General features: G+C 67.5%; 22 protein-coding genes and 2 tRNA genes. 8 read left to right on the top strand and 16 right to left on the bottom strand.

Features of this window, described 5'->3' with window-relative positions; translation table 11 throughout:
• Window positions 1–456: 456 nt before the first annotated feature.
• The 10 genes from AB0M35_RS23190 to AB0M35_RS23145 form a co-directional block, all read right to left on the bottom strand.
• Entirely contained in the window at window positions 457–2,016 is a 1,560-nt protein-coding gene (locus tag AB0M35_RS23190) for a hypothetical protein (RefSeq protein ID WP_363747762.1), read from the bottom strand.
• Entirely contained in the window at window positions 2,013–2,981 is a 969-nt protein-coding gene (locus AB0M35_RS23185; protein ID WP_363747760.1) for a bifunctional DNA primase/polymerase, read from the bottom strand. The genes AB0M35_RS23190 and AB0M35_RS23185 overlap by 4 nt, the downstream gene beginning before the upstream one ends.
• Window positions 2,982–3,163: 182 nt before the next feature.
• Window positions 3,164–3,505, bottom strand: coding sequence for a hypothetical protein (locus AB0M35_RS23180; protein WP_363747758.1), 342 nt, complete (start codon window positions 3,503–3,505; stop codon window positions 3,164–3,166).
• The gene (locus tag AB0M35_RS23175) at window positions 3,502–3,798 is read right to left on the bottom strand and encodes a hypothetical protein (protein WP_363747757.1); all 297 of its coding nucleotides are present in this window, start codon (window positions 3,796–3,798) and stop codon (window positions 3,502–3,504) included. Before AB0M35_RS23175 ends, AB0M35_RS23180 begins: the two co-directional genes overlap by 4 nt.
• Entirely contained in the window at window positions 3,795–4,034 is a 240-nt protein-coding gene (locus tag AB0M35_RS23170) for a hypothetical protein (RefSeq protein ID WP_363747756.1), read from the bottom strand. Before AB0M35_RS23170 ends, AB0M35_RS23175 begins: the two co-directional genes overlap by 4 nt.
• A gap of 146 nt (window positions 4,035–4,180) precedes the next feature.
• Complete coding sequence (locus AB0M35_RS23165; RefSeq protein ID WP_363747754.1) at window positions 4,181–6,358, bottom strand: cell division protein FtsK; 2,178 nt, start codon at window positions 6,356–6,358, stop codon at window positions 4,181–4,183.
• A gap of 90 nt (window positions 6,359–6,448) precedes the next feature.
• Complete coding sequence (locus AB0M35_RS23160) at window positions 6,449–7,252, bottom strand: ABC transporter permease (RefSeq protein WP_363747753.1); 804 nt, start codon at window positions 7,250–7,252, stop codon at window positions 6,449–6,451.
• Window positions 7,249–7,458, bottom strand: coding sequence for a hypothetical protein (locus AB0M35_RS23155; protein ID WP_363747751.1), 210 nt, complete (start codon window positions 7,456–7,458; stop codon window positions 7,249–7,251). The genes AB0M35_RS23160 and AB0M35_RS23155 overlap by 4 nt, the downstream gene beginning before the upstream one ends.
• A 12-nt stretch (window positions 7,459–7,470) precedes the next feature.
• Window positions 7,471–7,701 (bottom strand): DUF6284 family protein, encoded by a 231-nt coding sequence (locus AB0M35_RS23150; protein ID WP_363747749.1) that lies wholly within the window; start codon window positions 7,699–7,701, stop codon window positions 7,471–7,473.
• A complete protein-coding gene (locus tag AB0M35_RS23145; protein WP_019033870.1) occupies window positions 7,701–7,940 on the bottom strand; it encodes a helix-turn-helix domain-containing protein in 240 nt (79 codons plus the stop codon). The genes AB0M35_RS23150 and AB0M35_RS23145 overlap by 1 nt, the downstream gene beginning before the upstream one ends.
• Window positions 7,941–8,075: 135 nt before the next feature.
• Here AB0M35_RS23145 and AB0M35_RS23140 point away from each other — a divergent pair, with 135 nt between their 5' ends.
• Both AB0M35_RS23140 and AB0M35_RS23135 read left to right on the top strand, forming a co-directional pair.
• Window positions 8,076–8,834: an XRE family transcriptional regulator gene (locus tag AB0M35_RS23140; RefSeq protein WP_363747747.1), complete on the top strand. Its 759-nt coding sequence runs from the start codon at window positions 8,076–8,078 to the stop codon at window positions 8,832–8,834.
• 4 nt (window positions 8,835–8,838) lie between these two features.
• Window positions 8,839–9,309 (top strand): NUDIX domain-containing protein, encoded by a 471-nt coding sequence (locus AB0M35_RS23135; protein ID WP_363747745.1) that lies wholly within the window; start codon window positions 8,839–8,841, stop codon window positions 9,307–9,309.
• Here the strand turns inward: AB0M35_RS23135 and AB0M35_RS23130 are convergent.
• A complete protein-coding gene (locus tag AB0M35_RS23130; RefSeq protein WP_363747744.1) occupies window positions 9,306–9,860 on the bottom strand; it encodes an HDIG domain-containing metalloprotein in 555 nt (184 codons plus the stop codon). The two genes, AB0M35_RS23135 and AB0M35_RS23130, sit on opposite strands and share 4 nt — an antisense overlap.
• A 182-nt stretch (window positions 9,861–10,042) precedes the next feature.
• On the opposite strand from AB0M35_RS23130, the gene AB0M35_RS23125 reads away from it, so the two are divergent.
• A complete protein-coding gene (locus AB0M35_RS23125) occupies window positions 10,043–11,659 on the top strand; it encodes an RNA-directed DNA polymerase (RefSeq protein ID WP_363747743.1) in 1,617 nt (538 codons plus the stop codon).
• On the top strand, window positions 11,659–12,372 hold the full coding sequence (locus AB0M35_RS23120; RefSeq protein ID WP_363747742.1) for a hypothetical protein: 714 nt from the start codon (window positions 11,659–11,661) through the stop codon (window positions 12,370–12,372). Before AB0M35_RS23125 ends, AB0M35_RS23120 begins: the two co-directional genes overlap by 1 nt.
• Window positions 12,373–12,389: 17 nt before the next feature.
• On the opposite strand, the gene AB0M35_RS23115 is transcribed toward AB0M35_RS23120, so the two are convergent.
• The 3 genes from AB0M35_RS23115 to AB0M35_RS23105 all read right to left on the bottom strand — a co-directional run bounded on the left by AB0M35_RS23115 (window position 12,390) and on the right by AB0M35_RS23105 (window position 14,144).
• Complete coding sequence (locus tag AB0M35_RS23115) at window positions 12,390–13,652, bottom strand: site-specific integrase (protein WP_363747741.1); 1,263 nt, start codon at window positions 13,650–13,652, stop codon at window positions 12,390–12,392.
• Window positions 13,653–13,720: 68 nt separating this feature from the next.
• Window positions 13,721–13,797: transfer RNA gene (locus tag AB0M35_RS23110), tRNA-Ile, on the bottom strand.
• Between the two features lie 274 nt (window positions 13,798–14,071).
• A tRNA-Asn gene (locus AB0M35_RS23105) sits at window positions 14,072–14,144 on the bottom strand.
• Window positions 14,145–14,417: 273 nt separating this feature from the next.
• Here AB0M35_RS23105 and AB0M35_RS23100 point away from each other — a divergent pair.
• From AB0M35_RS23100 to AB0M35_RS23085, 4 genes are all read left to right on the top strand, one after another.
• Complete coding sequence (locus AB0M35_RS23100; protein WP_363747740.1) at window positions 14,418–14,804, top strand: hypothetical protein; 387 nt, start codon at window positions 14,418–14,420, stop codon at window positions 14,802–14,804.
• A gap of 271 nt (window positions 14,805–15,075) precedes the next feature.
• Window positions 15,076–18,420, top strand: coding sequence for a ThuA domain-containing protein (locus tag AB0M35_RS23095; RefSeq protein ID WP_363747739.1), 3,345 nt, complete (start codon window positions 15,076–15,078; stop codon window positions 18,418–18,420).
• Between the two features lie 76 nt (window positions 18,421–18,496).
• A complete protein-coding gene (locus tag AB0M35_RS23090) occupies window positions 18,497–19,582 on the top strand; it encodes a sugar phosphate isomerase/epimerase family protein (protein ID WP_363747738.1) in 1,086 nt (361 codons plus the stop codon).
• Window positions 19,583–19,763: 181 nt separating this feature from the next.
• Window positions 19,764–20,942, top strand: a complete 1,179-nt coding sequence (locus AB0M35_RS23085; protein ID WP_363747809.1) for an ROK family transcriptional regulator — start codon at window positions 19,764–19,766, stop codon at window positions 20,940–20,942.
• 172 nt (window positions 20,943–21,114) lie between these two features.
• On the opposite strand, the gene AB0M35_RS23080 is transcribed toward AB0M35_RS23085, so the two are convergent.
• Window positions 21,115–22,122 (bottom strand): sugar phosphate isomerase/epimerase family protein, encoded by a 1,008-nt coding sequence (locus tag AB0M35_RS23080; RefSeq protein WP_363747737.1) that lies wholly within the window; start codon window positions 22,120–22,122, stop codon window positions 21,115–21,117.
• 274 nt (window positions 22,123–22,396) lie between these two features.
• A complete protein-coding gene (locus AB0M35_RS23075; protein WP_363747736.1) occupies window positions 22,397–24,514 on the bottom strand; it encodes a ThuA domain-containing protein in 2,118 nt (705 codons plus the stop codon).
• Window positions 24,515–24,561: the final 47 nt, after the last annotated feature.

The following is a 24,561-nucleotide window of genomic DNA, read 5'->3' as shown; positions in this document are numbered from 1 at the left end:
AGGCAACATACCTCTAGCGCGGCCTGGCCGGCGGGCACGCAGCCGCGCATGGATGCCGCATGGATGACTGGTGAACAGCGCTGCCGGACGGTGTCGAGCGGCTCCTGAGGCGCCACAAATCCCAGGATCTTGGGTGGCTGGTGTCTGACGCCGACAAGGAAGGGCTCAGCGGGTTCAGGGTTGGCGCGGTTGTCGACCCTCTGTGTGGGAGGGGCTGAACCATCTCCGCATCTCCGCATCTCCGCAAAGGTGGCTGTGAGCTGCGGACACAGTTGCGGAGATAGATGGCCAGTGGTGGTGGCCATCTCCGCAGACTCCGGTGGTCGCCGCAAGATCGTGCGGAGATGCGGAGATCGGGTTCTCTCTATCGGCTTAATCTCCGCATTCTGTTTCCGCTGGTGGTTGCGGGTTTGTGCGGCGTTGCGGCGTTGCGGAGTTGGTTCAGCGGGTTGTTGGTCATCCGTTGTGGTGTTCGACCCAGAAGACGGCGCGGTCGCCCCGGTCGTTGCGGCCGGCGCGGATGACGTGGTGTCCGCGCCAGCGTCCAGCCTGCCCGGTGAGCATCCGGCCGAGTTGCAGCGGGTTGGGTAGGCGGCCGTTGTGGGTGGTGATGAATTGGCCGTCCCATGGGTCGTTGATGTCGCTGCCGAGATGCATGGGCTCGGCGTCGCGGCGCAGGTCGGCGGCGGTCATCGCTCGGCCGCCGTGGCGGTCGTGCCAGCAGGTGAGGAACGCGCGCCAGCGCGTCTCGTCTTCATCGATCTCGCGTATGTCGGCGGCGTTGGTGAGGAATCCGTCGATGCCGTGGTGATGGAGGAATCCGCCGAGGGCTTGCGCCCACGGCGTGAACTGCCGCATCGACAACCCGGTGACCCGGGGTGCTCCCTGTCGGGTCCAGTCGAGCACCAGCACGAGCAGATGCCACAACACGGTGAGTTGGTTCGCGGGAACGGTGATCCACTGGTCAAGGTGCGGGATGCCGAACCCGGATTGGTCGCGCAGTTCCGGGCGGGGCATGTCGGGGTCGAGATGCACCCGCACGGTGCGGGAGGCCATGTCTCCGCCGACTTGGAGGTTGTTGCCGGTGGCCATCCAGAGTCGGTCGTTGACGGTGGCGATGTTGCGGGACGCGCCCAACTGCCGGTCTGACCACACGCCGTTGGTGACGAGCTGGGCGAGGACAGCGGAGTCGATGACGGTGCCTTCGGCGAGGTTATCCCAGATGACCACGCCGACCTGTTCGGCCATGACCGCGGTGATGGATTTGCGGAGTTCTTCGTCGGAGTAGGCCCAGTTCATGACGCGCTGCCCGTAGAGCATCCCCGGCCCGGCGGTCAGGATCGTCTTCCCGCTCGATGGCATGGTGGCGTCGATGAGTGCGAACGGGGTCAGGGATCGGGTGAAGTGCCGCAGGATCGGCGTGGCCAACAGGGCTACGTAGTTGGCCCGGTCGGCGGCGCTGGCCCACGGGAAGTCGCGCAGGAATCGGCCGAGCAGAAATGTGCGGGCTTCGGCCACCTGCTCGGGGGTGGGTTCGTCGGGTACGGGTGGTAGGGCGACTTTGGAGGCGAGGTAGAGGCCGGTGGCTTTGTCGTAGCCGGGTTGCTGCAACAGGGTGCCGTCGCGGCGCAGCACCGGGGCACCGATGATCCCGCGCAGCGGCGGCACGCCGGGCCACGTCTTGCCGGCCAGCACCGAGGCGAGGGTATCTCGGGGCGGGGTGACCTCTTCTTCGTAGGTTTCCGGGTTGCCGGTGTCGCTTCGGCGGGTCTTGAGCCGGTAGACGTAGGCGTGTTCGGCCAGGAGCCCGGCCAGTCCGGCGGGGGTGACGACGCTGGCCGACACCGGCAGGGGCGAGTCCTCGTCGGCGGCGGTGGCCAGGCCACCGGAGACGGCTTCCATGTGCACCAGCGACCCGGCGGAGACGTAGGTGTCGGGTAGCAGGCCGTTGGTGAGGGCGGCTTTGAGGACGCGGATGGTTTCCGGGCCGGTCCCGATCTGCAACCGTTCGCTCATGCGGCCCTCCCCATACTGGTCAGGTGGCGCGGTTGGCGTGCGCCGACGCGCAGCCCGGACGCGATCGTGCGGACGATCTCCCCGTGTCGCAGCCCGGTCGACAGGGCGGCGGGTTCCAGGACGGCATACACGTCGTCTTCGGTGAGCGCGCCCCCGGCGGCGAGCTGCCCGAGGGCCACCGCCGAGGCAAACAGCGCGTCATTGCGCCCACCCTCGGTCGCGGCGGTCAGGTGGTCGACCTGGCGGCGGATCGCCGCAGCGATGTATCGGCCACGCCGGTCCGGCGGCAGCGCCACCGCAACGGGCCGATGCGCCGGTCGCGGTGGCGGGACGAGCAGTCCGGCCAACCATGCAGGCAGCGGCGCCGGGTCGCAGTCCAGCGCTACCGCGTACGCGCGCCCGGTGACGGTCGACCCGGCGGCGACGACGTAGCCGCCGTGGGCGCGGGTGTCGACCTTCCACCCGAGTCCACCCCGGTCCCCGTTGGTGTTGCGAAGGTGCGGGCCGCGGTCGGGGTGGTGGTAGTAGAGGTGGTTGCCGCCTCGGCCGGTGGTGACGGTGTAGGTCGGATCGACCGTGCCGCCGTGCCGGTCGGCCAGCGCGCCGAGCACGTCCACGCCGTCACGCGCGCTGGTCCACTCTGGCGGCGGGGTGTCGTCGGGGTGCTTGGGCACGTCGAGATCGACTACGACCAGTCTGGAGGGGCCGCAGGCGATGCCGATGCCGTAGGGGCGGGTGGTCCAGGCTCGGCGGATGCGGTCGGGGTCGGTGGTGGCACGCTGCTCCCACCCGACATGCCCGGCGTGGCAGCGGGGGTCGCGGCCGGTGCAGTCGTCGGTGGTGTGGTCGGGGAACGCGGGCCGCTTGTCGTCGGGCCGCAGGGGGAAGACGTGCCAGCCGCGCGCCGCGTGCGACAGGGCGGCGGTCAGGAGATCGGGAGTCGGCACAGGGTGCCTCCCTTCCATTGAACAGGCAGGGCGCGGGTGTCGGTGGGGCATGGGTGTGGATTCGGGTTCGGGCTGGCCTGCCAGGGCGGCCGGGGTGTGCGCCGGGCAGCGTGGCCCTTGCAGGAACGGGCGCACACCCTCAGCCGTCAGGCAGTAGCGGTCGGCCGTGCCGATCCAGTGCCGGCAGGCCGCGGTGTTCATCAGCGCTGGTCGAGCTGCTCGCCCGAGGCCGGTGGGAAGCAGGTCGGGCAGGCCAGCGCGCCGAGGTGGTCGACCCACCCGGCGGTGTACTCGGCCCAACCGCGTCCGGCGTGCGGGGCGTCGGGCTCGGGGTCGGGCTGGCAGTCGGGGGCGGTGACCCACCGCCGGTCGGCGGTGAAGGTCAGTCGGGCGCGCGGCGAGTCACCTTCGGCGTCGGTGCCGCCTACGACGTTGCGAGACGGGCGATGCGCCAGCACGCCGGGCGTGATGCGGACCGGAGCGCAGACGATCAGGTAGCCGCGCTGAGAGTCGGTGAACCGGAGGGCGGTCATGGTGGTCATCGGGTGGCCTTTCTCGGGCGGGGGCGGGCGGTCACGGCGGCGCGGGTGACGGTGTGCCGCAGGTCGGCGAGCAGCCCGGCCAACTGGCGGCGGGCGGCCGGCTCGCCGGGGGCGAGCGCGACGCGGACGCGGACCTCGGCGTGGTCGCGGCCGGTGGCGGTGCGGACTCGCACGAGGACGGCGCGGGCGTGGCCGGGTAGGTCGATCACGATTTCGGGTGAGCGGTGTTCGCCGAGGCCGCAGCGGTGGTCCCGTCCGCACCACGGCGTGTGGTCGGCGGTGCGGGCGGTCATCGGTGGCCGTCGCGGTATTCGGTGCGGATGTGGTCGATGAGTCGGCGGCCGAGGCGAACTTGGATGCCGGTGCCGTCGCAGCGGGGGCAGTCGCGGCGGGTGCCGATGGTGGTGCGGTGGTAGCGGGCACCTCGGCAGTGGCGGCAGCGTCCCCACGGCGAGGCCGCACACACGGCCAGATAACACAGTGAGTAACCAAGGGTGGTGAGGCTAGCGAGCAGCAGGATGGTGGTCACGAAATGCCTCCATGAGCCGAATCAGGGTGCAGAGGGCTCGCGCCGCTAGTTGTTAGGGCGCTGGCCAGGGTTGGGATGGGTTGCTAGCGGGGGTGCTAGGTCTAGCGGGGGGTGCCGCTAGACCTAGCGACCCATGGCTGTCCGGGTTAGGCGGCTTTGTCTCCCCGCCGCTTGTTACGTTCCGCTACCGCGTCGGTGATGTCGGTTCGGTCGATGCCGCGCCGGTTGGCGCCCTTGCCGGTGGCGGGGTCGGTGCCCCACACCTGTCCGGTGGTGATGCCGTAGGGCTTGAGGGCTGCGGTGAATTGGTCGCGGGTGAGGTCGCCGTACGCCTCGGGGTTCAGCTCGGCCAGGCGCTCGGTGAGCGTCTCGGCCCACACCTTTGCCTCGGTGGCCGGGACCACGGTGAGGATGTCGTCGAGCAGCGTGTCCCGGCGGGCGGCCGGGGTCGGCGCAACCTGCCCGATGGCGTGCCCGGTGAGGGTTCCGGCGGCTTCCCGTAGGGTGCGGGCGCGGTTGGTGATCTTCTCGGCGGTGGGGCCGTCGACGTAGAAGGTGCGGACGATCTGCGCGTCGTCGGCTGCGCCGACGAGGTAGCCGACGCCCTTGTCCTTCTTGGCGAACATGGTCGCGCGGATGCCGTTCTTGTAGGCCGAGGTGCCGAGGATCATGTCGTTCTCGATCTGGCCCATGACCCGCAGGCAGAACCGCGTCCCCGCGTTCGCCGACACACCGGTCGGGAGGCTCTTGGCGTCCGGCCGCTGGGTGGCGACGATCAGGATGACGCCGAGGGCGCGGCCGAGCTTGATGACCTTCTCGGCCAACTCTCCGGCTTCCTTGCCGAACTCCGCGTGCGAGAACAGCTCTTGCACTTCATCGAGGGCGACCACGAGCCAGTGCAAGCCGAGCTTCTTGCGCCGGGCGAGTTCGGGGGTGACCTTGTTGTCCGGGCAGACGGCCTTGGGGAGTCCTTTGATGACGGCGGCGCGGCGCTGGCATTCCTTGCGCAGTTCCCGCAGGGCTAGGAGGCCCTGCTCGGCGGTGTCGTCGTCCTGCCCCGACGCATACCGGGCGGACACCTTCTCCAAGGGGTCCAGGCCGCCGGTGCCCTTGAAGTCGAAGCACCACAACTCCGCGTACGGGTCCAGCGCGGCAGCCAGCACCGGCACCTGCGTGGCAGCGGTCTTGCCATAGCCGGGAATGGAGCCGATCAGCAGGTTGGTGTACGGCAGGTCGATGGAGATGACCCGGCCGCGCGGGTCGGTGCCGAACGGCACCGGCCGCCCCAGATCGAAACCGCCCGTCGTCTTGAGCAGCGGCCACGGCTTCGCCGGGGTGGCGGCCATGTCCTGATCGCCCACCCACAGCAGCAGCCGGCCGGGGTGCACCTCCGGCTGCCCTTCCGGCCAGACGCAGCCGAGGGGGCGGGTGAGGCCAGCAGCGAGCCGGTCCCGGCGCTCGATCACGTCCCCGGCGGTGACGCCGGGCGGTAGGTCGATGTCGGCCCGCCAACCGGGGCCGTCACGGGTGATCGGCGCGGTGAACGCGATCGCCCGGCTGCCCTGCTTGGCGATGGCCTGGCTGATACCGGAGATCCCGAGCACCGCCAGGGCGCGGACCACCACGTCCGAGGTCAGGCGGGCTACGCGGGGGACGACCACGGCGGTGTCGAGCAGCGGCTTATCGGCCGGCTGCCCGGCCAGCCCACACAGGGTCACGAGCAGGGCGGGTACGGCCCATTGCGCCCACGTCGGTGCCCACAGCATTGCCAGGCCACCGGCGAGGGAGAGGGCGAGGGTGAAGGTGGCGACGATTCCCCGCCACCGCACCCGCCGGTCACGCTGCCGCGACAGCTTCAGATACAGCTCACCATCGCGGGTCTGCGAGGTGGCCTGCCGTAGCTGCTCGCCCTCCCAGTCGAACACCCACCGCGTCGCCCCGGAGGCGAGTCGCCACGCCCCGGCCGGGGCGCGCAGGGCGAGCTTGCCGACGTACTTCGGCAGACGGGTGAGGTGGTAGGCGGTGGTGTGCAGCAGGTGCCCGAGCGCCCACCGCATCATGTCGGCCAACTCGGCGCGGGACCGCAGCCAGGCGGGCAGGATCGGGCGACGCTGGCCGGTCCGTACGGCGTCGAGGGTGAACCGCGGCGAGCGTTGCGCGGCGGGCGAGTCGACCAGCACCGGCCCGCCGTCGTCGGGGTCGGCGGGGTTGCGGGCGGCGCGGACGGCGTCGAGGTCGACCACGTTGGTGTCGGGGGCATTTTCGGTCAGGTTGCGCTCGACGGCCTGCCAGTCGAAGCGGTCGTCATCGTGGGGGGACGTCATGATGGGAGTTCCTCCAACGGTCTGTCGGATCGATAGGGGGACCGGCGGCACAGCGGGTTTCCTAGGCCGTGAGCTGTGCCGCCGGGCTAGCTAGTCGTGCGAACGAACCAGGTGCGCCAACGCGGCACCCATCCCGAGCACCGCCACCGGCAGACACGCCACAGCGGTCGTGATCCACCACGGGGCCGAGGACACCCCGGCCGCTTCCAACAGGTGATAGGCGACCTGGCCGAGCGCGCCGACCAACAGCGACGCGATGGCCGACCACTTCGCGAACCGCCGTGCCCGGTCCGGCACCCGGCCGGACAGCCACACGTAGAGGGCGTATGCGCCGTACGTCTCCACCCCGATCGGCAACGTGATCGCCGAGTTGATGGAGAAGCTGTCCCAGATCCCCGGCAGTGGGTGCACCACCCCGAACCCGGTGAGCCCACCGAGCCCGACCCACCCGGACCAGATCGCCACGAACGCGGGCAACGCCAGCAGCACCACCGGCCACACCACCGCCCGCGCGCTGTCCGCCGAGTCGGCCGGGACCGCCTCGGTCGTATCGGTCGTGATGTTGGTGCCCAGGTCTGCGACGGGTGCTGACTGCTCCGACACGACCGGCGGCATGTCGTCGGCGACCGGCGGCAGATCCGCCACCGGGGCGGGATTGGCGAGCGGGTCCGGGGTGGTGTCGGCCGGGTCCGTGGTGGGCTCGGTAGTGGCCGGTGGGGTGTCGGTGCGGGTGAGGGCGGCGAGGATCGCGTCCGCCTTCGGGCCGCCCACCCTCAGTTCCTTCTTGATGCGGTTGCGCGATGGGATCTCGCCGAGCTGGTCGGCAAGGTCGCGGGCGGCGGGGATCAGGTCTTCGACCGGCCGGGGGAAGGCCGACAGCGTGGGAGCGGTCATGACAGGTGTCCCTCCGATACGTCAGTGCCGTAGATGAGCGAGAACAGGACTTGTTGCAGGGCCAGCAGATCCCCGCCGCACCCGTCGTAGGACTCAGCCATCGACGGATAGCCGTGCTCAGCGAGCACCCGAGCCACATCCAGCACCAGACCGAACGTGAAGCGGGCATCATCAGCAGGGCGGGTGACCGGGAATCGACGGCTCACGGTGGCCACCAGCTACGCGGCCCGGCTGGCGGCCGACCGAACGGCGAGCAGGGCACGCGCCTCCCGCAGCACCCGACGCTGCGCCCGACGGAGCCGCTGCCAGTCCAGCTCGTTCGGGCCGGCGGCACCGGTCAGCACGATGATCTGCGCGTCGAGCAGCAACACCTCAGCCTCGATCAACGGCAACTCCTGCTCGATCTCGGCGAGGTCAGCGGCGCTCGGTCCGTAGTCAAAGGTCGTCATCACGCCACGCTCCGGGTGGTGTAGTCGGCGGCATCAACCAGGCCATTCGCCAGGGCACCCGCCTCCATCGCGTCGATGGCCTTCGCGGGAACGACGTACCGGCCGCGAATGCGGATGGCCGGAAACTCGCCCACGCGGATCGACCGGTACAGCGTCATGTCGCAGGTACGCAGCAACTGAGCTGCTTCGGCGACGGTGTAGAACCGCTGGGGGTGGCCAGCAGATCGATCGGTCTTCATCGGTGTCCTTCCGTCTCGTTGACCGGGGTGCACATAGGTTCCGATCACGAGGGGTGACACCTTCACCACCACACTGGACGACTAGGGACGTCCTTGCTATCTTCAAGTCGTCCCTAGACGTGCTTGGAGGCGACAATGCCGAACGACCGGCTACGTGATGCGATGCTCCGCAACGGATTCACGCCATCGGCCGTCGCCGAGCAGCTCGGGGTAGACCCGAAGACCGTGGAACGGTGGATCACCCAGGGGCGAGCTCCATACCCGCGCTACCGCCATGCGATCGCCGCGCTGGTCAAGGAAAGCGAGTCGTACCTGTGGCCGGACGCCGTGCCGCAGGAGCGCGCGAACCGCGTAGCGCAGTCCGAGGTGGTCCAGGTCTATCCGCGACGCGCAGCGGTGCCGGACGACCTGTGGCGACGGCTAATCTCGCAGGCACAGGAACGAGTCGGCATCCTTGTCTACGCGGGACTATTCCTCCCCGAGCAGCAACCGCAGCTGGTGGCCACGCTTAAGGCGAAGGCAGCGGCCGGTACGCGGGTTGAAATCCTGCTCGGCGACCCGGACAGCCCCGAGGTCGCGCAGCGCGGGGCGGACGAAGGCATCGGCGACGCAATGGCCGGCAAGGTGCGGAACGTGCTCGCCTTCTACCAGCGGCTACGCGACGTCCAAGGCGTAAACGTGCACTTCCACCGGACGACGCTCTACAACTCCATCTTCCGGTTCGATGACGAGATGCTCGTCAACTCGCACGTGTTCGGCTTCCCGGCCGCGCACACGCCGGTCATGCACCTACGACGGCTCGCCGGTGGCGACCTCTTCGACACGTACGCAGACAGCTTCGACCGGGTGTGGGAGTCCTCCTTGCCGGTGTGGCAGCCAGCGGTGGCAGGCTAAGCACATGGCAAGGACGGAGTACTACGACGATCCGCAGGCACCGAAGGCCAACAGCATCGTTCCAGCGGTGACCGTATTTGTCCTCGACGCACAGGACCGGGTGCTGCTCATCCGACGAACCGACAACGGCCTGTGGGCCATTCCCGGCGGCGCACAGGACTTCGGCGAGTACATCGCAGAGACTGCGGTGCGCGAAACCAAGGAAGAGTCAGGGATTGACGTCGAAATCACGGGCATTGTCGGCATCTACACCGACCCGCGACACGTCATGGCCTACAGCGACGGGGAAGTGCGGCAGCAATTCTCCATCTGTTTCCGCGCTTACCCTGTCGGCGGCGAGCCGTCAACAAGCAGCGAGTCATCCGAAGTCCGCTGGGTCAGGCGTGAAGATCTGAGTTCCTTGTCCGTCCACCCATCCATGCGGCTTCGCATCGATCACGGATACGAGCACCGACAAGAGCCCTACATCGGCTAGCCTTTACGTGCCGCCAGCCGCCTCTCCGTTCGTCGCACAGCCGCCACAATTTCAGGTTGTGCCCGCGACCAGAAGCGCGTAACGACGTGATCCGGCCCGTAACGAGATCGGATCTCCGCCAATCGCTCCATGATTTCGAAATCCTGGCCATCAGGGCCAGTCGTCATGTCGGCATACCAGAGCGCGTCCGTCACATCAGATTCTTCGTTCCGAAACTCTGCGCGCAACTCCCCGTCAAGTTGTCGCTCTTCAGCCTCAAAAGCTGCGCAGGAGTGATAAGCGACCAGGTCCGCTACTCGCTCGTCCCAGCCGGACTGGCGCAACCACCTAGCCCCGTCCAGGGCATGAAGCCCGGAGGATTGAACGCCGGGAGCGTATCCAATGTCGTGCAGCCAGGCAGCAGCTATGAGAATCGGTCGATCAGGCGCGGCCAGGACCGATGACACCTCGGATGCTTTGTCAGCGACCCTCTGCACGTGCATCCAGCGACGCGGCAGCGCGTCAGCGAGCAGCTCGTGAGCTAGGCCAGGGGCAGCTTCCAAGTTCGTCATTCGAGCGAGCTTACGCCAGCCGGAGGCCAGGGCGTCCGAGATGCAGACCGTCGACACACTATCGTTTTGGGCGATTCAAGCGATTTGGGTAATTCAACACTAAGGTCCGATAGCTCCTCGGGGTTGCCTTCCACTACTGACTTCCGGGAAAATTCCGTTCCCAGCTCCGACCCTCACCGGAAGTGGACCCTACTTTGCTCGGACTAGAGGAATCGTTCAGCCTTGCGGTAAGCCACATCTCGCGCTGGGGCGATACGGACGTCTTCCCTTTCGCACCAGAAAATATCATTTTTCACGATCGCAAAGATGAGACTGTCGCTCTCCTCAAGAAGATTGACGCCGACCTGACGTCAGCTCTTGATTCGCATCCGCCATACATCGAGGGCGCGCTTTCGCTAATCACCTACGAAGGATTCCGGTACGTATCCCAAATAGACCCGATCTGGAATGCGTACATGCTCGGCTTGGCGCTGAGGATCTCGCCAGAGATAGAAGCGGCGAGAATCCCACCATCCCAGCAGGCCGTCTTTTCATATAGACTGAACATCAACCGCGAGACCTCCTCCATTTTTGAGATTGGATCCTGGAACAGCTTCTCTGAGGCGAGCCAGAACATCGCCCAGGACTACAAATACATAGCAATCTGCGACATCGCGGATTTCTACGGCAGGATCTACCACCACCGATTGCAAAACTCTCTCAATCTTCTCGGAGAGGTGGGCGATGTTCCAAGCAAGGTAATCAAACTCCTCACAGGATTCTCCGGCGGCGTATCCTATGGCCTACCCGTAGGCGGACAGGCGGCCCGGATATTCTCAGAACTTCTCTTGAACCGCGTCGACCGACTGCTAGTGTCGAAGGGGATTAAGTTCTGCCGCTACGCCGACGATTACCGGCTATTTGCAGACACCCGAGAAGACGCTTTCAGGGCTCTAGTGTTTTTGACCGAGGCGCTTCTACGGAACGAAGGGCTGACTCTGCAGAGGCATAAGACCCGAGTTCTCTCCACCAAGGACTTCGTCAGGTCTCCGCTACTCCTACCCGAGGATTCGGACGAACTAAGTCCTCAAGAGCGCGACGAAAGACGGCTACTCAAACTGTCCCTGCGTTTCGATCCCTACTCGGACACCAGGGATGAGGATTACGAGCGTCTGAGGCACGACGTCGAGCAGTTCGATGTTATCGGCATGCTCACTGCCGAGGTCGCCAAGAGTCGCGTCAACTCACCGGTGGTTAAGAAGTTGGCACGAATCATTAAGCTTTTCGACGTCGAGGTTCGCGATGCCGCCGCAGAAATGCTTGTGGCGAACCTAGACGTACTTGCCCCAGCACTTCCGGTTGTTCTTCGCGTCCTGGAAGAGGTGCTACCGAATGTCTCTCCAGCATTGGCGAAGAAGCTCCCCGCAGAAATTCGCCGAAGGATTCAGGCTGAAGAGTACTGGGTCATGGTTCCTGTTAACCTCGCCTACGCGCTCCGCATTCTCAAGCACGACCATTCCGAGGAGAACGTCCCACTTGCCGCAAGCATATTTGAATCGGCACCGCCGTTCATCCAACGCGATATCGTATATCTCATGCATGGCTGGAAAGCAGACTACTGGATTTCGGACAAGCGGAAGCAATGGAGGAACCTGCATCCATGGGTGCAGCGAGCCATTCTCCTGGCCTCATTCTCACTTGGCGATGAGGGACGCCATTGGCGACAAAGCATCAGCCGGGGCATTTCCGGATTCGATGACATCGCCAAGAAGTGGATGGAGGAACGCGTGAAGGCCAACCGCAAGGATCTTCCGTTCTGATGCCTACGGCTGAGAGGTTTGCCACCACGAGTAGCTCGTACTGGAATGCAATACTGCCCCGCTTGGAACACTTCGTAAGAATTTCCAATGCTGGCCCAAGGCGGTTCGCTCCCCCGATCGAGTGGGCCCATCGACCGAGGAGGCACGCCCTCGTATCTGAAACGGCTTTCTATCTGTGGGCGGATCATCAACGCGGCGATAAGCCCAACCTTCGGCGGGCAATCGAGAGGGCGACGAGCCGGCTCATCCAAGTTGCCAACCAAGTCGATCTAGGCGACCGACTCGATCAGGATGAAATTGAGGTTGCTCTGACTCTGGCGCAACGCCTCAATAGCTACTGCACTCTCACACACACGTTCACTTCAATAGAAGTAGAGCCAAGCCTGCCCGGTTGCGGCTGGATCTCAGGGGGCTTGCCTGACCTCATTGCGAACGACCACTCCTCGGGAATGTCGATCAAGACGCTCGTGGAAGTAAAGGCAGTCAACCGACCGTTTCGCTCAGTAGATCTTCGTCAGATGGTGGCATACGTCGTGTTGTACTTTGCCGCCCATCAACGCATACCAGACGCGCTTGCTGTCGTAAATCCCGTGAAGGGAGTCGCGTTAGAAGTCGGCGTGAGTGAGTTTTTTGCCGATGTAGTGGGGGTTCCGTCATCAGAAGTGATCAATAATCTGCTAGTTGATTGGTCTACAGCCGGCGTATCTCCTTAGCCGACTGAATTCGCCTTTTAAGCGGAGGGACGAGAGGGCATCCTTGCAGCCAGGGTGGCAGCGGCACGCTGATCGGACTCTGACAGCCAGGCGGCATATACACGGAGGGTCGTTGCCCCTCCACCACCGTGGCCCAGACGCCCGGCCACGGTCCGAACATCAACGCCGGATGCGATCAATTCCGTTGCCGAGTAGTGCCGCAAGGCGTGCAGGTTCGTCGTGATGCCGAGTCGCGTGGCCATCCGGCTAAATCGCTGGGTGGCCGTATCCGGCACGAGCGGAGTGCTGCCGTCTGGGTCGGGCGAAAACACGTAGCTGGCCATGGGGAGCGACAAGCCAAGGGCTGATGCACGTGCCTCGCAGCGCGCCAGCTGGTCGCGCAACACCTCTACCGTCTCCATGTCCAGGGCCACGCGCCGCTGCTGGTGCGTCTTGGTGTCCTTTTCCCGCAGCTTCCCCGCGTCGTCCACGTACAGGGCGCTCCGCAGGGTCAGCACGGCCGCGTCCAGGTCGACCGCGGACCACCGCAGTGCGCACAGCTCACTCCGTCGCGCGCCCGTCGTCATGGCCACCCACACGAACGCGCCCCAGTCAGGGTCTTTCCACGCCTGGGTGACGAGTCGGGCCGCTTCCGCTGCTGTTGGAGGGTGCGGGTTGGGCTGAGGCATTCCGGGCTTCTCTGCTTGATCTGCCGGGTTGATGGCGATCCAGCGCCACCGGACGGCCCGGTTCAGGGCACCCGACAGGATCCAGTGAATCTGCCGAATCGATGCCGGGGCGAGCGGCTTGCACTCATGCGGCCGGCACTTGTCGGTGCAGTCGTGCGGCCCTGCCTTCCGATGCTCGATCGCCTTTCGAGTGCCTCCACAGTGGTCACGGCACTTCCGCAGCACGGCGTAGAAGGATTCCAGCGTCTCGGCGTCCAGCCGACCCACCGGCAGCTTGCCGAGCAACGGCCGTACGTGCTTGTTCAGCTTCTTGACGTACCCCTGCCGGGTCGACGTCTCCACGTCGAGCACTTCAAGCCACCGGTCAAGCAACTGATCGACAGTGGCACGGGTACGCGGGTTGCGCCGGTCGTCCACCTGAGCGAGGAACCGCGTACGCGCCTTCTCAGCTTCCTTACGGGCAGTCGGGCCTGCCGGGATGGTCTCGGTCAGGTAGTGCCGCTTCTTGGTGATGGGGTCGATGCCCGCGTAGACCTTCACCCTGAGTGAGCCGCTGGGCAGTTCCTCGATCTCGCCACGCTGGCGCTTCGCGCGCCCGTTCGCCGTCGCCATGGGGCCGACCGTAGCGCGCTCGCACCACGGGTAGCACCACGGGAAGATCACGGATCTAGCGTTTTACCTGGTGGGGCGGGCGGGACTCGAACCCGCGACCGAGGGATTATGAGTCCCCTGCTCTAACCGGCTGAGCTACCGCCCCGGCACCGGGCGGGATCTTATCCTGCCCTGTCGATCACCGGCCAGCCATCGGCGGCCGCTTTCACCGGCGTCGCCCCCGTCTCAGCAGCACGATGGGCAACGCGAGAATAACAGCGAGCGGCCCGCCGGAGCGGATCCCACCCGCCTACAGACCGCCACAGCAGGGTCGACGGAGATGGCGCCCTGGTAGCAACCGCTGCGGCAGTGCGGTGCGGGAGCAGGAACGGCAAATGCCCACCGGGTCTGCCGGTGGGCATTTCGTGCTGGAGGGCGAGCTCCCCCGTTTGGACTCGAACCAAAAACCTGCCGGTTAACAGCCGGCTGCTCTGCCAATTGAGCTACGGGGGACTGCACAGCGGCCGGTGCGGATCTCTCCGCGCCGTGCGCCGGGCACAAGAGTACAGGACTCCGGGGGGTCTTGGTCCAGGGGGTTACCCTCACGATCAACGGACGAGCCGATCGGATTGTCCGGGGCAAATCGCCATCGCGGCACAAGGAGGTATGAGCAGAGAGCAGGATGGGTAGTTAGCTGCCGACGACAGGACGCAGGCGCGAACTGGTCGGCCCCGTCCCGGTGATCGAGGGCGGGTCGACGGCGCGTCAGGTACGAGAGGAGCCGCCATGCGCGGAAAGATCATGTTCCTTGGCGGGCTGGCTGCAGGGTTCGTCCTGGGCGCCCGTGCCGGCCGGGAGAAGTACGAGGAGTTGATGGTCCAGGGTCGTAAGGTGCTCGACCACCCGACCGTCCAGGAAGCGGCCGGGGTCGCCCAGGCCCAGGCGAGCCGGCTGTACCACGAGGGCAAGGACAAGCTCGGCCACTCCAAGCTGGGCGAGAAGCTGAGCCAGAACGGCAAGCACGGGCCCACCGCTGCCGACGACGCCTTCGCTGGCACGCCGGCCACGGCTGGCGCCAAGCCCGGCCCCAGTCCGTCGGGGTCGACCACCGGTTCGACGACGTCGACCACTGCCCGCAGCAAGCCGTCCGGCACCAACGGCACCAACCTGTAGCGACCCTCCAGCCGGGCCCGATCGCCAGTGCGGCGATCGGGCCCGGCTGCTGTCTGCTCGGTGGGCCGAGGCGTCCAGCGCGGTGACTTTCGCCGGTATTGAGCAAAAGTACCGACAGAATCGGCCAAACTTCTGCCGCTTACCCCTTCTCTTTAATGTCAGTCGCAAATATCGTCCTCGTTAGACCTGGCCAGGCTCGTTTGGTAACCCCCAACCGCCCCCGGCGCCGCACGGTGCCGGGGGCGGGACTGACCGATCAGAGCGAGGTTCGATGCGCAGACCGTTGGGCCGCAGGGCCCTCACCTATCTGAGTCTCCTCACCCTCGTCGGCGCGACACTTGTCGCGACCGGCACCCAGCAGACGACAGCGGCGCAGGCCGCACCGGTGGCGGACGAAGCGACAACGACCAACAACGGCATCCAGTACAAGGTGCTCGTCTTCACCCGATCGGCGGACGGCACCCACCCCGCCACGGCGGCCGGTGTCGAAGCCATCCGGCAGCTCGGCAAGGATCGACGGTTCACCGTGGACGTCACCGACGACGCCCGCAAGTTCCGCGAGCCGCACCTGAAGCAGTTCCGCGCCGTGGTGTTCCTGAACACCTCCGGCGACGTGCTCAACGAGGATCAGCGAGCCGCGTTCGAGAAGTACTACCGTGCTGGTGGCGGCTTCGTCGGTGTGCACTCGGCGATCGAGGCGGAGCCGGGCTGGACCTTCCTCGACGAGGTTCTCGGCACCCGCGCCGTCGGCGCGGCCACACCGGCCGGCGCCGCCACGGTGACCGTGGCGGACCGGGTGCACCCCGCCTCGGCCATCCTGCCCGAGCGGTGGACCACGACCAACCGCTGGTACAACTTCGCGGCCAACGTACGGGGCTTCTCGCATGTCCTGGCGACCGTTGACGAGAAGACGTACAGCGGCGGCAGCATGGGTTTCGACCACCCGATCACCTGGTGCAAGGACTACCAGGGCGGCCGATCGTTCTACACCGGACTCGGCGCCACGCCGGAGAGCTTCCGCGGCACTGACCTGCGCGCCCACCTGGGTGGCGCGATCCAGTGGGCGGCCGGTGTCACCGACGGAGACTGCGGCGCGACGGTCCTGGCCAACTACCAGATGACGGTGATCGGCGCGCAGCCCAACGTCAACGAGCCGATCGGCTTCGACGTGCTGCCCGACGGGCGGGTCATCCAGACCGACCGACGTGGTGGCGTACGGCTGCACGAGCCGGACGGCAACCGCACCACCCTGCTGGCCCAGATCCCGGTCTACACCCACAGCGAGGACGGGATGTACGGCCCGGCGATCGACAAGGACTTCGCCACCAACAAGTGGGTCTACCTGTTCTACGCCCCACCGGGTGACACTCCCACCGGTGCCGCGCCCACGACCAGCACCAACCCCAACGCCTGGGACAACTGGAAGGGCTACTTCCAGCTGTCGCGGTTCAAGTTCGTCGACGGCGAGAACCCCTCGCTCGACCTGAGCACCGAGCAGAAGATCATGCAGGTACCGGTGGACCGGGGCGCCTGCTGTCACGTCGGCGGCGACATCGCCTTCGACTCGGAGAACAACCTGTGGCTGGTCACCGGGGACGACACCCCGGCCGGCGGCGGCGGTTCGGGCGGCTTCTCCCCGCACAACGACTCGGTGAGCGCGAGCGGCGTCTACCAGGCACCGTTCGTGGACGCCCGGCGCAGCTCCGCCAACACCAACGACCTGCGGGGCAAGATCCTGCGGATCAAGGTCCAGACGGACGGCAGCTACACCGTTCCCGAGGGGAACCTGTTCCCTGAGGCGCAGGACCCGGGTGACAAGACCCGACCGGAGATCTACGCGATGGGGCTGCGGAACCCGTTCCGGATCACCCTGGACAAGAACGACGTGGCGTACATCACCGACTACTCCCCCGACTCCTCGACCGCCACGGTCGGGCGGGGGCCGGCCGGCACCGGCCGGATGATGGTGGTCGACAAGCCGGCGAACTACGGCTGGCCGATGTGTGTGCAGCCTGACCTGCCGTACTTCGAGATGAACTGGACCACCAGCCCGATCTCGCCGATCGCGCCGTTCGACTGTGCGGCGCCGAGGAACACCTCCCGGCACAACACCGGCCTGGTCGACCTGCCGCCGGTGGAGAAGTCGGAGCTCTGGTACTCGTTCCAGGCTCCGACGCCCTGCCCGGAGTCCTACCTGTCCACCCCGACCCAGACCTGCCCGGTGCTCTTCCCGGAGCTCGGCACCGGCGGTGTGGGTCCGCACGGCGCGGCGAAGTACGACTACGACCCGGAGCTGAGGTCGGAGACGAAGTTCCCCGCGTACTACGACGGCGCGATCTTCTTCGGCGAGTTCACCCGGGACTACCTGCGGGAGGTCCGGCTCGACTCGCAGGGCGGCATCCTGAAGATCAACGATCTGTTGAGTTGCGGCGGAGGCCCGGTCACGCCGGCCAAGCCGTTCCTATGCGACAACCCGATGGACATGATGTGGGGCCCGGACGGCAACTTCTACCTGCTGACGTACGGGGACGGGTTCTTCAACATCAACCCGGACGCGGCGATGGTGAAGTTCAGCTACGTCAAGGGCCTGCGGGCGCCGACGGCCGTGCTGAACGCGACCCCGACCAACGGGCACGCCCCGTTGACGGTGGCCTTCTCCAGTGACGGGTCACGCGACCCGGATCCGGCGGACTCCATCTCGTACGCCTGGGACTTCGACGGCAACGGCACGATCGATTCCGTCGACCCGAACCCCTCGTTCACGTACACCAGCAACGGCGTCTACACGGCACGGCTGACGGTGACCGACTCCAGCGGCAAGACCGCGACGGCGAACACCACCATCACGGTCGGCAACACTGCCCCGACGGTCCGGGTGGACGTACCGATCGAGGGTGGCTTCTTCAGCTGGGGTGACGACATCCCCTGGTCGGTGACGGTCACCGACCCGGAGGACGGCCCGATCGACTGCTCGAAGGTGGAGGTGACCTTCGTCCTCGGCCACGACGACCACGGGCACGGGGAGGCGAACCAGCTCGGTTGTTCCGGGGTGCTGCCCACGCTCGCCGACGACGCCTCGCACGGCGGCTACATCTACGGCGTGATCAGCGCGACCTACACCGACAACGGCGCCAACGGTCAGCCGCCGCTGACCACCATCGGTCAGCAGGTCATCCAGGACAAGCTCCAGCAGGTTGAGTTCGCCCGCAACCAGTCCGGTACCACGGTCGGCAACACCGCGGACGCCGGCGGCGGGCAGCAACGGGGCAGCCTCGACAACGGTGACTGGATCGCCGTCAACGGCACGGTCAACCTGCGGAACATCGACTCGGTGACCCTGCGTACCTCCGGTGGTAGCGCGGCCACGGCCGGGCAGCCACGGTTCAACGTCGAGTTCCGACGGGACTCGCCGACCGGTCCGCTGCTGACCACCGCCACGGTCAACGCGACCACCGGCAACAACGCCTTCACCAGCACCAGCGTGCCGATCACCGACCCCGGTGAGACGTTCCGGCTCTATCTGGTGTTCACCACCGTTGCGGGCGGCCCGGCGGGCGGCTTCGGCAACCTCAACTGGGTGCAGTTCAACGGCCAGGGCATCGGCCTCACCCCCTAGGCACAATCCGGCTGGGGTCGTCACCCGACGACCCCAGCCACCCCACCGGTAACACCACCGAGAAAGGCAGTAGGACATGAGCGACAGTCAGCACGGATTGAGCCGGCGCCGGATACTCGGCGCCTTCGCCGGGGTCGCCGGCGCGGCGGCCGTCGGCGCCACCGGCTTCGGCACCGCCGCCGTCGCCAGCAGCAAGGGCAACGGCAACGGGGTGCTCGTTCCGCCCGGCAAGCGGGGCATCATCCTGTACAGCGTCCGGGACCGGATCAGCGCCGCGCCGGACACCAGCGGGGTGCCGTACGGCTTCGAGCGGGTGCTCGGCCGGCTCGCCGAGATCGGCTACAAGGAGGTGGAGTTCGCCGGCTACAACCAGCACACGAGCATCCTCGGCCGGCAGATCACCCCGACGGAGATCCGGAAGATCCTGGACGACAACGGGCTGCGCGCCAACGGCTCGCACGCCTCGATCCCCAGCACGGTCACGCCGGACACCATTGCCGCGTTCGAGCGGACCCTCGACACCGCCGAGATCCTCGGCATGCAGCACATCGGCACCGGCAGCGACCCGACGAACAGCAACTACAAGGCCGACTGGGACGCCGCCGCCGACCGGTGGAACCTCTTCGGTGAGATGGCCCGCGCCCGTGGGCTGAAGCTGTACACGCACAACCACGACGCGGCGTACAACTTCCTGCTCGACAGCGGGCCGCTGGACGGGCTGGGCCGACCCACCCGGTCCTCCGGCATCCGCAAGCTGGAGTACTTCTTCGACAAGACCGAGGCCGACAAGGTCTTCTTCGAGATGGACATCTACTGGGCGCACGTGGCCCAGCACCGCTTTCGTACCTACACCGACCCGGACGGCAACCCGCAGACCGACGTCTTCGACCCGCTGGCCACGGTGGCGACCCGGACCATGCGGTTCCCGTTGTTCCACGCCAAGGACGGCGCGTTCAACCCGAACGTCGCGGCCGGGTACGAGATGGTGCCGCTCGGCCAGGGCGACATCGACTACGGCAACTTCTTCGCCAACATGGGCGCCAAGGGTTACCACAACCCGATGTGGGAGCAGGACAACGCGCCGGGCGGGGCCGCCGACCCGGGCCGCTCGCTGCGCTACGCCGAGGTGAGCTACCAGCACATGTCGGGTCTGCGGGGCTGACAGACCCGACATGCGGGAGACCGTGGACCCGGTGCCGGCTCCGGCGGGCGTGCCCGCCGGAGCCGGCACCGCCCGCGGTGACATCTGCAACCCGGGGCCGCATCCGGTGACGGATGCGGCCCCCGGCCCGCTACAGGCTGGAAACACCCACATGGAAGACTTCGGACGGGAGGTGTTGGTGATGACGCTCGTCCGACCAGAGAATCCCCAGCAGGCGAGACTGGTCCGACTGCTACGCGACGACGGCCCCCGCTCCCGGGTGGAACTGGGTGACGTCCTGGGGTTGTCCCGCTCGACGCTCACCACCGAGTTGGATCGGCTCGTCACACGCAGGCTGGTCGAGACCGCCGGGCCGGCCGCCTCCCGGGGCGGGCGCCGGTCGTCGTTGCTGCGCCTGGCCAGCCGGGTGCGTTTCGCCAGCGTCGTCGTGGCGGCCGACCGGATCAACGTGGCGCTGACCGACGGTGAGCTCAACGTACTGGCCGAAACCGGTGAACCGGTGGACGTTCGGGGCGGACCGGAACCGGTGATCGCCCGAGCCGTCGAGTTGATCGAGAAGCTTCGCGCCGAACTCGGCGTCGCCGAACTCACCGGGGTCGGCGTCGCGCTGCCCGGGCCGGTCGACGGCGGCACCTCGGTCGCGCCGGCCGTGCTGCCCGGCTGGCAGCGCTTCCCGGTCCGCGACGCGTTCGCCACCGAGTTGGGCTGTCCGGCGCTGGTCGACAACGACGCGAACGTACTCGCCCTCGGTGAGCAGCACGCCGGCATCGGCCGGACCTTCGACGACTTCCTCTACCTGAAACTCGGCACGGCGATCGGCTGCGGCTTGGTGCTCAGCGGCTCGCTCTACCGGGGGGCGACGAGCAGCGCCGGCGACATCGCCCACCTGCCGCTCGGTGAGGACGGGCCGGTCTGCGCATGCGGCGAGTTCGGCTGCCTGGAGGCGTACTGCGGTGACGCGGGGCTGGTCCGGGCAGCGTCGGCGGCTGCCCGCGGTGGCCGGTCGGAGTTGCTGGCGGCCCGGCTGGCCGAGACGGGCACGCTCACCGTGCCGGACATCGCCGCCGCGGCAACCGCCGGTGATCCGGCCGCCCAGGCGCTGGTCCGCGACGCGGCCCGCCGGGTGGGGCGGGTGCTCGTCGGCCTGGTCAGCTTCTTCAATCCGGGCATCGTGGTGATCGGCGGGGCGCCGGACGGCCTCGGGCACGTCCTGCTCTCCGAGATCCGTGGCGTGGTCTACCGCCGGTCGGCACCGCTGGCCACCGGCACGATGCCGGTGGTCCTCTCCGACCTGGCCGACCGGGCCGCCCTGGTGGGTGCGGCCCGGTTGGCCAGCGATTACGTCTTCACTTTCGGCTGACGGCGCCAAGCACGGGGTTTCCGGCGGTACCGCAGCAGCGACCGGCCCGGAATCCGCGCTTCCCCGAAATCGCGCCGACCCGGCGTGTTCCCGCGAGCCACGAGTCGCCACGGTGGTCGGCGGGCATGCTTCCGCGAGGCCCGGTGGTCGCCGGGCCCCGCGGAGGGTTGGTTCAGTCCTTGCTGCTGAACGCCGCGTCGAAGGCGGCGGCGGGGGCGTCGAAGGCGAGCCGGCGGACGAACTGGAGCGCCTCCGGAGCGCCGACCAGGCGATCCATGCCGGCGTCCTCCCACTCGATCGAGATCGGCCCGTCGTAGCCGATCGCGTTGAGCGCCCGGAAGCAGTCCTCCCACGGCACGTCACCGTGGCCGGTGGAGACGAAGTCCCAGCCGCGACGCAGGTCGGCCCAGGGCAGGTGCGAGGCGAGCCGGCCGCGCCGGCCGTCGCCGGTACGCACCTTGGCGTCCTTGCAGTCGACGTGGTAGATCCGGTCGGCGAAGTCGAAGATGAAGTTGACCGGGTCCAGCTCCTGCCAGACGAAGTGCGACGGATCCCAGTTCAGGCCGAACGCGGGCCGGTGGTCGATCGCCTCCAGGGTCCGCTTGGTGGTGTAGTAGTCGTAGGCGATCTCGCTCGGGTGCACCTCGTGGGCGAACCGCACCCCCACCTCGTCGAAGACGTCGAGAATCGGATTCCACCGGTCGGCGAAGTCCTGGTAGCCGCGGTCGATCATCGACGGCGGCACCGGCGGGAACATCGCCAGGGTGTGCCAGATCGACGAGCCGGTGAAGCCGACGACGGTGTTGACGCCGAGCTTGGCCGCCGCACGGGCGGTGTCCTTGATCTCCTCGGCGGCCCGCTGACGTACCCCTTCAGGCTCACCGTCGCCCCAGATCCGGGCCGGCAGGATGCCCTGGTGCCGCTCGTCGATCGGGTGGTCGCAGACCGCCTGGCCGACCAGGTGGTTGGAGATCGTGAAGACCTGGAGGTTGTGCTTGGCCAGCGTCTCCCGCTTGCGGTCGACGTACGAGTCGTCGGCGAGGGCCTTGTCGACCTCGAAGTGGTCGCCCCAGCAGGCGAGTTCCAGGCCGTCGTAGCCCCACTCGGCGGCGAGCCGGCACACTTCGTCGAACGGAAGGTCGGCCCACTGGCCGGTGAACAGCGTGATCGGTCGCGCCATCTGTCCTTTTCCCCTGTCGTGGTGATGGGGATTCCGTACCTGCGTGACCGGGGCGAGGGATGCCGGATGCGGACGGCCGGTGATGGTGTGCCGGTGGGCGTGGTCACGCCTGGGGCCGACGGGTTGCGCCTCCCGTCGGCTCACCGGCCACCTCGCGGTCGCCGCCTTCACTCTAGGCCGGTCGCCCGCGACGCAAAAGGCCCTGGCGTTCGCCCGTGTTAAGAGGGGGCCCCTGTACCACGCCAGGCGTTAACAAGGGGCCCTTCCTTACTCGCTACGGGAGGATCCAGCGCTGGTTGGCGTTGGTGTGGCAGGTCCACAGGTGCACCGCCTGACCGTCGGTGGAGCTGTTGTTGGACACGTCCAGGCACTTGCCCGACTGCGGGTTACGCAAGGTGCCGTTCGACTGCGCGGCCCAGTTCTGTGCGCCGCCACCGTTGCACGTCCACAGCTGGATCTTCGTACCGTCCGCAGACGCGCCACCGCTCACGTCCAGGCACTTGCCCAACGCCCGGATCGTCGAGTTCGGCGTCACCGTCCAGGTCTGCGCGGCGCTGCCGTTGCAGGTGAAGATCTGGATCTGCGTGCCGTCCGCCGAGGAAGCGTTCCGCACGTCCAGGCACTTACCGGCCAGGCCGGTGATCGGACCGGTTCCGCCGGTCCCGCCGCTGCCCCGGATCAGGGTGAAGTCGTCGATGTCGAACAGGCCGGAACCGGAACCGGTGAAGGTCAGGTAGACGTTGTGGGTGCCGGACGGGACGTTGGACAGCGTGGTGCTGACATCGACGAAGGTGTTCCAGCTGCCGGTGTTCGGTGCCGCCACCGAGCCGAGCACGGTGCCCGTGGCCGAGCCGGTACGCACCTGGATGGTCCCGCCGGGACCGGCGGAGGCGATCCGGGCGCGCAGCGAGGTGACGCCGGTCAGGTCGAGATTGTGGTACGCCGCCCAGTCGCCCGGCTCGATGTAGCCCAGCACCTGGCCGCCGTTGGCGCCGGTCTTGCTGACCACGGTCACCCCGTTGGCCGAGTTGAACGCCTCGGCCTGCACCGTCGTGTTGCCGACCGGCGGCGGGTTCGAGCCGCCCAACTCCTTGATCCGGATGTTGCGGAACGAGACGTCGTCGCCGGTGCCGTGGTTCTGGATGCCGATGTGGCCGGCGAGCGAACGGACCGGGTCGGTGTTGGTGAAGTCATTGATCTTCGCCCCGTTCAGGAACACCTGTAGGCGCTCCCCCTCCACCAGCAGTTCGTAGGTGTTCCACTCCCCCGGCGGGTTCAGCGCCGCGTCGCGGGCGGCGAGGTCGGCGGACTTGAAGCCGTACACCGCGCCGGTGGTGCGGTCCGCGGCGTCGGTGGGGTCGATCTGCACCTCGTAGCCGTTGTTGACGGCCGAGTTCGGGTCGCTCGACGGCGGGAAGCCGATGAACACCCCCGAGTTGTCGTCACCGGCGAGCCGCCAGTCCAGCTTGAGCGAGTAGTTGGTGAACTCCTTCGCGCTGTACCAGTACAGGCCCATCCCGCCGACCGAGGTCAGGGTGGCGTCGGAGTTGGTGAAGCTGCCCGGCCCGGCCTGGGACCAGCCGGTGGTCGAGCCGTTGTAGAGCGTGGTGTAACCGGTCTCGGGGCGGCAGTCGGCCTTGGTGCGACCGGCCGCGTACCGGATGCCGCCGAGCAGGTGCGCCCGGAAGGTCGGCTCGGCGTACGACGCCTGGGTGTGCCCGGCCCCGGTGTAGAAGGACCGGCCTCCGGCGTACGTCTTGCACCAGGCGATCGGGTGGTCGGCCCCCATCACGCCACCGGAGTACGACGACTCGTCCAGGTTTGCCAGGATACGGGCGCCGGGACGGGGGTTGGCCTGGTAGTCGTACCACTCGTCGGTGCGGGTCCAGGTCTGCGGCAGGTGGGCGGTGGCCGCGTGGGCGCGGTTCTCCACCCGGACCGTGGCCTGCTGGATGGCCGGGTGGGAGCGGAAGTACGCCCCGACCAGGTTGCCGTAGAAGGACCAGCCGTACTCGGTGTCGGCGGCGGCGTGCACGCCCACGTAACCGCCACCGGCGCCGATGTACGACTCGAAGGCGGTCTGCTGGCTGGCGTTGAGCACGTCGCCGGTGGTGTTGAGGAAGATCACCGCCTCGTACTGGGCGAGGTTGCCGGTGGTGAAGACGGCGGCGTCCTCGGTGGCGGTGACCGTGAAGCTGTTGGCCGCGCCCAGGTCACGGATGGTCTGGGTGCCGACGGCGATGGAGTCGTGCCGGAAGCCCGCCGTCTTGGAGAAGACCAGCACGTCGTACGGGGTGTCGGCGGCGCTGGCCGGGGTGGCCGGGGTGGTGCAGGCGAGGACGGCGAGGGCCGCGGTGGCCACGCCGAGTACGGGTCGGAGCAGTCTGCGCATGTCGCTCTCCCAAACGATCATCGTGTCAGGAAGGGGCCCCTGTACAA

This window comes from Micromonospora sp. NPDC051196 (assembly GCF_040682415.1).
In the GTDB taxonomy this organism is placed as follows: domain Bacteria; phylum Actinomycetota; class Actinomycetes; order Mycobacteriales; family Micromonosporaceae; genus Micromonospora.
Note: the sequence above shows the minus strand (reverse complement) of the source record. Positions and strands in the feature narration are given on the sequence as shown.